Origin of the sequence: Bartonella sp. SD1336NMGDW (assembly GCF_042193565.1) — a bacterium.
GTDB classification, from domain to species: Bacteria; Pseudomonadota; Alphaproteobacteria; order Rhizobiales; family Rhizobiaceae; genus Bartonella; species Bartonella grahamii.
Genome location: NZ_JBHILW010000026.1, coordinates 1 through 10,135, shown reverse-complemented (window position 1 = coordinate 10,135; position 10,135 = coordinate 1). Strand labels below are relative to the sequence as shown.

Sequence of the window (10,135 nt, the reverse complement as noted above, 5' to 3'; positions counted from 1 at the left end):
ACCGATACATCTTCCAACATAAGGCTCTGTTACGGCTGATATAGAGCGCTTTTTGACATGATGCACTCCCTCAACAACAAGAGCATGAATGGGAAAACATTGCTTCCCACCCAAAAGCGTTTCTGGATTTCGCTCTGAAGGCGTCTTTATCCTTTTAGGCGTTAAAGACCGTAATTTCTCAATTCTTTCTAATTGCTGCTTCTCAGATTGTTGGCGAGAAAAATTATCGGTTGGGGAATGAAAAATAGCTGAGGAGCGCGCATAAACACTTACACCTGTAAACAAGCCAAAGAAAACAACAATGGCACGAAAAATTCTCAAAAGAGAACTCTGGCGTAAAAATATCAATAACAATACAAATTGCCCCCGCTTTGCACTATTCATGAAGCACTCTTTAAAAGAACTTCATGGAACCTCTAATAAGTCCACTCAAAACAGCCACTGCCCTATGACGCTTTTAACAAAAGCACATGCCTCTGTTACCAAAGAAAAGTGACACTAAAAAAACCACTTTATTTTAACTGCTGAAGATCTCTCCCCCACATTTATATAAAGAAACCTCTAAACAAAACTGTTTAGCCCGTCAATGGTTAATACATCAATATCCCCAGTTTTCAATATCCCCAGTTTAATGCTACAATATATTTATCAATAATTAGAGATAAATTCACTCTCCAGCTCCTCTAAGCCACTCAACACGCATATAAACGAGACATCATGCGATCAAGAACATCCTGTCGTCAAAAACCATCATAGAAAACAATAAAGAAACCTCTTTTAAAACTTTCTACTCAAATAGGCAAAACTCTCTGTACAGCGCATTAAGCAACCGTTCTCCAAAGACAATGATCTGAGTGATCTGAACAGAAGAGTTTTGTCCAGTGCTGTCAGTGTTGTCAGTTCTTTTTAGAGCCTATATTATTTTTTTAAATGAGAAAAAATTAAAAACATTATATTTCAATATGTTAGCATTTTAACGATACAACCTATATCGACAATACAACCTTAAATACAATCCATAATATATATTTGTCAGTTTGTGTCAGTAAATTAAACTGACAAATTAGATTATTTTAGTGACTCATAAAACCTATCAAAATACTCATTATGATATTTTAAAAGCACATAGTTCATTTGTCTTGATGAACACGTGAAACGAACAGCAAATTTTACTACTTTGCTGATCTTATCCTATGCCATGGGCTGTTGATAAACAGCCTTTTAAACCCCTTTTGAAAAAATATCGGCTTTTTTAGCAGTTTTTTCCCATTTTTATCGTTATTTGCTTTAAATGCATTTAATTGAATTCGTTTTGATTCTTTTGATGATTATTGATCATATCATAAGGCAAGGGATTTTTATTACAATATGCTGCAATCTATTAAGTATGATAACAAACACATCACTTTACACTCCCTTTTACAATCCTATCGTGAACAGGCAACATCAAATGCTCTACGGGGGAAAGTATTTGAAGATTTTGTGACAAAATATCTTATGTATGACCCTCTCCACTATGGGCGATATGAAAAAGTTGAGAGCTATTATGAATGGGCGAAAGAGCGTGAAGGTTGGAATAAAAATGATATCGGCATTGATCTGGTTGCCAAACTTCGCAATCAAGAGGGTTATGTCGCTATTCAATGTAAGTTTTATCAGGCAGACCATCAGATCAGTAAAAAGGATATTGATAGCTTTATCGCGGCATCTGGAAAAGACATCTTTAAATATCGTCTTCTCGTTGACAGCACAGAAGTGGAATTAAGTGACAATGTGAATACCATGATTAAAGGACAAGCGATACCCGTTTATCGCATTGACCTTCGTCATATGGAAAACAGTCGGATAGATTGGCAAATATTTGCAACAAAACAAGAAGTGGTTCTGAAATCAACCAAAGAGCCTCGTTCCCATCAAGAAGAAGCCATCAAGAAAGTCTGTGAAGGTTTAAAAGAAGCAGACCGTGGCAAGCTGATCATGGCATGTGGTACGGGGAAGACTTTCACCAGTTTGAAGATAGCAGAAACCCTTGCTGGGAAAGGCAAGCGTGTTTTGTTTCTGGTCCCTTCTCTGGCTTTAGTCTCACAAACAATCCGTGAATGGACAGCCGATGCACAAGTACCTTTGCGTTCTTTTGCTGTGTGTTCGGATACAAAAGTAGGCAAGCGTCGTAAGAACCAAGATGATATTGTTGGCATGGAAACATCAGATCTTGTTCTCCCTGCTACCACGGATGCCCAAACCCTTGCCAAAGAAGCTTGCGAAAACCTAGCAGATGCAATGACGGTGGTGTTTTCAACTTACCATTCTATCCAAGTGATTTCAGATGCGCAAAAAGAGCATGGTTTACCCGAATTTGATCTAATCATTTGCGATGAAGCACATAGAACAACTGGGGCTGTGTTAGGAACAGACAAGCGTGAATCTGAATTTATCAAGGTTCATGATAACAGAATCATTCGGGGTAAAAAACGTCTATATATGACAGCAACCCCCAAAATCTTTACAGATAAGATAAAAAGGAAAGCTGACCTATCTGATACTGTTCTTGCCTCTATGGATGACGAAAAAATTTATGGCAAAGAACTGCATCATTATACATTTGCGGAAGCTCTAGAACATAAACTGTTATCACCTTGTAAAGTTATCATATTAGTTGTCAATGAAAAAGAAGTAAGCCAATCCATTCAACATCTTATTACCGATAAGAATTATGAACTTATTCTTGACGATAGGACCAAGATTAATGGCTGTTATAGAGCCCTTACCAAAATGGATCTGAAACTTGATCTTGAAGATGACCCCAATCCCATGCGTAGAGCTTTAGCATTTTGCAAAGATATTGATACTTCTAAACGCATATGCAAGGAATTCAAAAAAGAAAAAGTTCAAGAATCTTTGCACGCCCTTCATAAAAACTATAAAGATACTCCCCCTCTTAACTGTACTCTTGCCCATATTGATGGAACCTTTAGTGCTAAAGAGCGTACAAAACAACTTGACTGGTTAAAGGAAGATGCGGGGGAAAATACGTGTCGTGTGCTAACCAATGTACGCTGTCTTTCTGAGGGTGTTGATGTTCCTGCTCTTGATGCTGTTCTATTCTTACACCCGCGAAAAAGTCAAATTGAGATTATTCAAGCAATAGGCCGTGTCATGCGTCGAGCAGAGGGTAAGAAAAGAGGCTATATCATTCTACCCGTTGGAGTACCGGCTGGCATTCCACCAGTACAAGCCTTGGAAAATAATCCAAAATATGATGTCATCTGGCAAGTCGTCAATGCTTTGCGTGCCCATGATGAGAGTTTTAATAAAATAATCCACCATATGTCCATAAAACAGGACGTAAGCTATGCCCTTGATATTATTGTTCCTTCTCAAAAGGCTACCTCAGAAGATACAACTGTGGTTATTGATGACTTACCTATACGCTCAAAATCAGAATATTCAGGACTGAACATTGGATCACCAACTTATGAATCCTTTCACGGATATAAACCAGAAGAAGAATTATCCCTTTTTTCTCAATATCCGGATGTCATTAGAGCAGCTATTGTTAAGAGAAATTACGACCCTAGCTATTGGAAAAGATGGGCAACCAATGTTGCTGATCTTGCTCAAAATCATATCACACGCTTAACCGAAGTTTTAACAAAATCAGAAACGGAAACGCGGCGGGTGTTTAATGGTTTTATGACCGAATTACGTAACAATTTAAACACGACCCTCTCCGAAGAAAATGCGATTGAAATGCTTGCACAACATCTTGTGACGCGTCCAGTCTTTGATGCTTTGTTTGAGGGGCATCAGTTTGTTCAAGAAAATCCCGTCTCTTGTGCTTTACAACGTGTACTTAATATCCTTGATAAAGTTACTCTTAAAGAAGAATCTCAAGATTTCAGAACTATCTCTAGGAATGTACAATTTTACACACGAGGAACTACAAGTCTTGAAGCACAACAAAACTTAATTGTAAAGCTTTATAATGAATTTTTCCGTCATGCTTTTCCGCGTACGGTAGAAAAATTAGGAATTGTTTATACGCCCATTGAGGTTGTGGATTTTATCATTCATTCTGTTGATGATGTTTTACGCAATGAATTTGGAAAAAGCCTTGGTTCACGGGGTGTCTCTATTCTTGACCCTTTCACGGGAACGGGTACCTTTATTACACGGCTTTTACAATCAGATCTCATCAAACCAGAGGATATGGAATATAAATACCGTTATGATATCCATGCCAATGAGATTGTCTTACTTGCCTATTACATAGCAGCGATTAACATTGAATCGACCTATCATAGTATCATGAAAGGAGAATATATCCCTTTCAAGCATATTGGTTTGACTGATACGTTTCGGATGCTTGAAGAAAAGAATCTGCTGCAAAAATTATTCAAAGAAAACAGTGAATATTTAGAGCATCAAAAGAAACTGGATATCGAAGTTATTTTTGGTAACCCTCCTTATTCGATAGGACAAAAAAGCGAAAACGACAATGCAAAGAACACTCCCTATCCCATATTAAATAAACGTATTGGTGACACTTATGCCGCTCATTCAAAAGCAAGTCTTATGCAGGCGCTTTATGATAGTTACATCCGCGCCATTCGCTGGGCAAGTGACCGTATAAAAGACCGTGGTGTGATTGGTTTTGTTACAAATGCAAGTTTTATAGATACAAAATCTATGGATGGCTTACGCAAATGCCTCGTTGAAGAATTTAGCAGCCTTTATATTTTTCATTTACGTGGTAATCAACGAACCTCTGGAGAACTTTCTCGCAAAGAAGGTGGAAAAATTTTTGGTGAAGGTTCTCGTGCCCCTATAGCGATTTCTATTTTGGTTAAAAATCCAAATGCACAACAACATGGGAAAATATATTTCCGTGATATTGGAGATTATCTCAATAGAGAAGAAAAGCTTAAGACAATTAAAAAATTTGGTAGCATTAATGGTATTACACGGAGTAAACAAGGTTGGCAAATAATTACACCGGATAGGCATAATGATTGGATAAATCAACGTGATGACAGTTTCAAGACATTTCTAGCTTTAGGTGTTAAGAAAGGTCATGATACAAAGCTTTTTGAAACTTATTCCTGTGGCGTTCTAACCAGTCGTGATGCGTGGGCATACAACTCAAGTCGTAATGCTTTATCAAAAAACATGTACAACATGATTAACTTCTATAATAGCGAAGTGGAGCGCTTTAACGAAGCTTATGGACATGTTGATCGCAAAATACGTGAAAAGGCTATAGACAATTTCGTTAACGCTGATGCTACAAAGATCAGTTGGAGTAGTACTCTTAAACGAGAATTTATAAGAGAAAAATTATTTGAGTTCGAGGAGACGTGCTTTATTCAAAGTATTTATCGCCCTTTTACAAAACAATGGCTCTATTATAATCGTGCTTTCAACGATAGAGTTTCCATAATGCCATGTATATTTCCTATAGGAAAATCAGTTGAAAATAAAATGATACAACTTACAGGCATAGGAGCAAAAAAAACCTTTTCTGTTCTTATGATTAAAGCTGTGTCTGATTATCAGGTGATAGAAAACGGTCAATGCTTTCCGCAATATCTTTATGAAGATATTGTATCCTTAAAAGAGAAAAGTGAAAAGCAATCCCATTTATTTACAAACTCTATAGAGGAAAACAAAACAGCTGGTTTACAACGCCGTGATGCCATTACGGATGAAGGATTAGCACATTTTAAAGCCGCTTATCCTAATGAAACTATCACTAAAGATGATCTATTTTATTATGTTTACGGGATTTTGCATTCAGAAGATTACCGCACCCGTTATGCTGATAACCTCTCTAAAGAATTGCCTCGTATCCCTTGTGTAAAGAGCACTGAAGATTTTTGGAAATTTGTAACTGCAGGGCGTGAACTGGGGCATTTGCATATGAACTATGAAACTGTAGAACCTTATCCTGTAACCTTTAAAAAAGGTGATCCAAAACTCACTGATATCCCTAATCCTGAAAAATTCTATTATGTTACAGAAATGAATTTTTTTGGGAATAGTAAAGTAAAAGATAAATCGACAGTTTTTTACAACAGCAATGTCACAATGACAGATATCCCTCTTGAAGCTTATGAATATATCGTCAATGGTAAACCCGCTCTTGAATGGGTTATGGAACGGCAATGTGTAAAGACTGATAAAAAGAGCGGCATTGTTAATGATGCCAATCGCTATGCTGTTGAAACCATTGGCAACCCTGCCTACCCTCTAGAGTTGTTTCAAAGAGTTATTACCGTAAGTTTAGAAACAATGAAAATCGTAAAAAAACTACCAAAATTAGAAATGAGAGAAACTGAATAGATTTGGCATGCTCAGATGATAGGCATGTTAACCTCACAAAGGGGTATAAGGTCTTATAACCTATAGGTTCTATACCCTCTTTATAAATTGCTTACATACAATCTTTAAAAGGAGTGTTTGTATGCGTTATTCTAAAAAGAAATCATTTGCACTTTTAAATACTCTTATTTGAATTGCTTTAAGACTTTTAAGAAATCCCATCTTAAAGTGAATACGCTTCTTTTACATTGCCTTTAAGAGGTTATATCGTAATCTAAAATGATAGCTTTGTTTAAAGAGAGCTATGTATATTCATTTTCTTATATTACTTATAGGTTTTGAAGGTTTCTCAAACCCTCAAAATACCTTCAAAACCCCTTTTTATATATATTACAGATTGTATTTACGTGTTGTGTGTAATATGGGTTGTTTATTTAAAACATTAACATATTGAAATATAATAACTTTTATTTTTGATTGAAAAATAATATATAAAGGGGCGTAAAAGGAACCCTCAAAATACTCAAAATCTTCAAAACTCATAACCATAATGGTCTTGATAGCATTTCATATGAGTTACAAGCTATCTTTTGAAAGGCTTTAAAAGATCATATGCTTTTCATAAAGCACATTTTAATCACTCACTAAAATAATCTATTTTGTCAGTTCAATTTACTGACACATAACTGACAAGTTTTAATCAATTCACATCATTGGTTATCTTTAAAGATTGTAATAGTGATATGAGTTATGTTTTTAAAATACTAACCTATTGAAATATAATGTTTTTAATTTTTACTCATAAAAAAAATAATAGAAGGTCTAAAAGGAACTGACAACACTGACACGGTCTATTAAAAGGGATTTTACTGATCTCTATAATGATCAGTTTCTATTGAGATGTTTTCATAAGTGTTTTCATAACAGACAATAAATCGCAATTATCCTATTTATCATTTCTCTTATGAACATGAAAAATGATGCCATGGCTATAAAGAACATAACAACTATAGAGAAAGCAAAAATGCAAATGAAAGCATTTGTTTATAAAGACAGTCCCTATAAAGGCTGTTAAGTCTAAAATGTGTTATTAAAAGAAATTAACAGAAATCTTAAAATTTATTTAGCAACAAAATTGATAGGTTATAAAGTTTAAAATACGCATAATGAGAGCTTTTCTAAATATTATAAATGTATAGATTCAGAAAATAACGCAATCGTTTAATAAAACCTATAATATAGCTTTAAAAGCACATAAATATAAAAGAAGCAATTAATAAGCATAAGATATTATCAATACATAACGTATTTAAAAAATAAGAAAAAATATCAAAAAAGATAAAATATTATTTGACAATAAATACGTATTTTGTTATATAAATAATCAAGTGATTGAAAAACACTTTTTGATAAGCGGATAGACTACGAAACAGCCTTTCCAAAGTCTTTAAAAAACTGACTATCTTTTATGCTATCGTTGGCATATATAGTGATTTTGTCGGGTGTGCTTACACCATACAATACCCTTATGGGAAAAGTGTAAGCAACGGACTTATCACCGTGTTTTTCAACACCCGATGCTTTTATAAGCTGTCAATTGAAAAACAATTTTATGATAAGGTTTAATTATGACAAATATCTCAAAAACCACCCCCGTTATCTCTAATATTGCAAATGAAACCGCGTCTGTTAATCAACAAGAGCCTGCAAAAAAATACGAATTTATTGATGATTGTGAATATATCGATGGTCATTTCTTAACTCGAATTAGAGCCTTAAGAGATTTTGATGATGTCAAAAAAGGCGATTTAGGGGGGTATATTGAAAATGAAAACAACTTATCTCATGAGGGTAATTGCTGGGTGTATAATAAAGCTCGGGTCTTTCAAAATGCACGCGTCTTTGGAAATGCTAAAGTAAAAAGCTTTTTTGTTGATGTCTATGGTAATGCTCAAATTTATGGGAATGCTATTTTTGAAGGTATGACATTAAAGGACAATGCAAAGCTGTCTGGTAATGCGCATGCTAACAACGCCGTTGTAATTGAAGGCAATGCACAAATTTATGATAACGCCCGTGTCACTGATCATGCTCATATTTCCGATAATGCTGTCATTTGTGATGATGCCCATGTCGGAGGCAATGCAAAAATAAGTGGCTCTGCTTACATTTGTGATGAATCACGTGTTTTTGATGATGCCGTTATTTGTGATGCTCTTATCTCTGGTTCTTCATATATTCATAGCAATGCCTCTTTAACAGCTAATGAAGATATCTGTGATGATGCATATCCTGAGTTTGGTAGCGAAGATGATTATTATCGTCATGAGTATTATGCTGATTTTGAAGGGTATTATGACGATGATGATAACAGCGAATATGAAAGTGATGCTGCGTAAATAACGGCGCGGGCGCGGCGGGGGCGCCTCCTTATAACCATTTCATTTAAAAATTTGTTTGAATATTAGATTAGGGAGCTACCTATGACCACTAAAAATGTATCTAAAAAATATGAGCTTATAAATGAAAGTCACGTTAAAGGGATTACTTTATACCGCATTCGTGCTTTAAAAGACTTTGCTGATGTTAAAGCTGGTGATTTAGGCGGCTTTATTGAAAAGGAAGATAACCTTTCTCATGATGGCAATTGCTGGGTTTATGATAATGCTTGTGTTGTAAAATCTGGTCGTGTTTATGAAAATGCAAGGGTATATGGCAACGCTGTCATTGGTGGTTTTGTTTATGGCAATGCGCATGTATATGATAAAACCCGCGTGTATTTTGGAGCTCATGTTTATGATAATGCGCATCTTTCTGATAAGGTGTGGGTTTATCAATATGCAAGGGTTTATGGGAATGCAAAATTAACAGGAAGTGCACGCATTTATAGCAAGGCTGAGGTTTATGATTATGCTGTTGTAAGTAGCTCTTCAAAAATTTATGGCAAGGTTTATGGCAATGCTAGCGTGGGTGGGTATGTTAAGGTCTATGGTTCTGTTTATGGGAATGCAAAAGTGACTGGTTATCACACCATTAGAGGTTTGGTACATGGCAATGCAAGATTAAAAAGAAATGATTATTCATATGTCAAACAAAACTTTTATTATGCATATGGAATTCCTGAAGATTGTGAAATTTATGAAAACGATACCGTTGTAAAGATTGTTGAAAATAAAGCAGCGTAAAGACGCGCGGGCGCGGCGGGGGTGCCCCTCTTTTAAATTTTCCATTCCAAATTTTAGCAAACGTTTATCACATTAAATTGTGAGGGTATCTCTATGTGCAAAAAATACGAATTAACCAGTGAAATCAAAAAAATCAAACATGCTCTTACTCGAAATATTATAAGCCTTTATCGCATTAAAGCTTTAAAAGATTTTGATGATGTAAAGGCGGGGTCCTTAGGCGGCTTTATTGAAAAGGAAGTTAACCTATCCCATGATGGCAATTGCTGGGTCTATGATGAGGCTTGTGTCTATGGTCATGCAAGAGTGTATGAAAATGCAAAAATACGGCATTTTTCGCAAGTCTGTGGTCAAGTTTATGGCAATGCTGAAGTCTATGGAAAAGCTTTTATCTCTCAATATGCTAAAGTTTATGACCATGCTTTTGTCTATGGCAATGCTCATGTTTATGGCAATATTTATGGGTATGCTCATGTGAATGGTAGTGCCCGCATTCTTGCTGATGCTCATATTTATGACCATGCGCATGTTTCTTATGATGCTACGGTTTTCAGTTATGCACGCGTTTATGGTCATGCCAAGGTTTCTGGCTTGGCTTGTATTTATAGCCATGCAAAAATTTATAATTA

4 protein-coding genes and 1 pseudogene are annotated in these 10,135 nt (G+C 35.5%); 4 read left to right on the top strand and 1 reads right to left on the bottom strand.

What is annotated here, in order from left to right; translation table 11 throughout:
- A pseudogene (locus tag ACFIKH_RS08280) lies at positions 1-384 on the bottom strand (ShlB/FhaC/HecB family hemolysin secretion/activation protein); the annotation flags it as partial.
- A gap of 984 nt (positions 385-1,368) precedes the next feature.
- Here ACFIKH_RS08280 and ACFIKH_RS08275 point away from each other — a divergent pair.
- The 4 genes from ACFIKH_RS08275 to ACFIKH_RS08260 form a co-directional block, all read left to right on the top strand.
- Positions 1,369-6,342, top strand: coding sequence for a DEAD/DEAH box helicase (locus ACFIKH_RS08275; protein WP_375626913.1), 4,974 nt, complete (start codon positions 1,369-1,371; stop codon positions 6,340-6,342).
- 1,607 nt (positions 6,343-7,949) lie between these two features.
- Entirely contained in the window at positions 7,950-8,720 is a 771-nt protein-coding gene (locus tag ACFIKH_RS08270; RefSeq protein ID WP_375671453.1) for a hypothetical protein, read from the top strand.
- A gap of 84 nt (positions 8,721-8,804) precedes the next feature.
- Entirely contained in the window at positions 8,805-9,506 is a 702-nt protein-coding gene (locus ACFIKH_RS08265; protein ID WP_375627133.1) for a hypothetical protein, read from the top strand.
- 93 nt (positions 9,507-9,599) lie between these two features.
- On the top strand, positions 9,600-10,135 hold a 536-nt coding region (locus tag ACFIKH_RS08260; RefSeq protein ID WP_375671452.1), incomplete at its 3' end, for a hypothetical protein.

Coding starts and splice junctions, on each gene's coding strand:
- ACFIKH_RS08275 (WP_375626913.1), top strand. CDS start 1,369: ATGCTGCAATCTATTAAGTATGATAACAAACACATCACTTTACACTCC.
- ACFIKH_RS08270 (WP_375671453.1), top strand. CDS start 7,950: ATGACAAATATCTCAAAAACCACCCCCGTTATCTCTAATATTGCAAAT.
- ACFIKH_RS08265 (WP_375627133.1), top strand. CDS start 8,805: ATGACCACTAAAAATGTATCTAAAAAATATGAGCTTATAAATGAAAGT.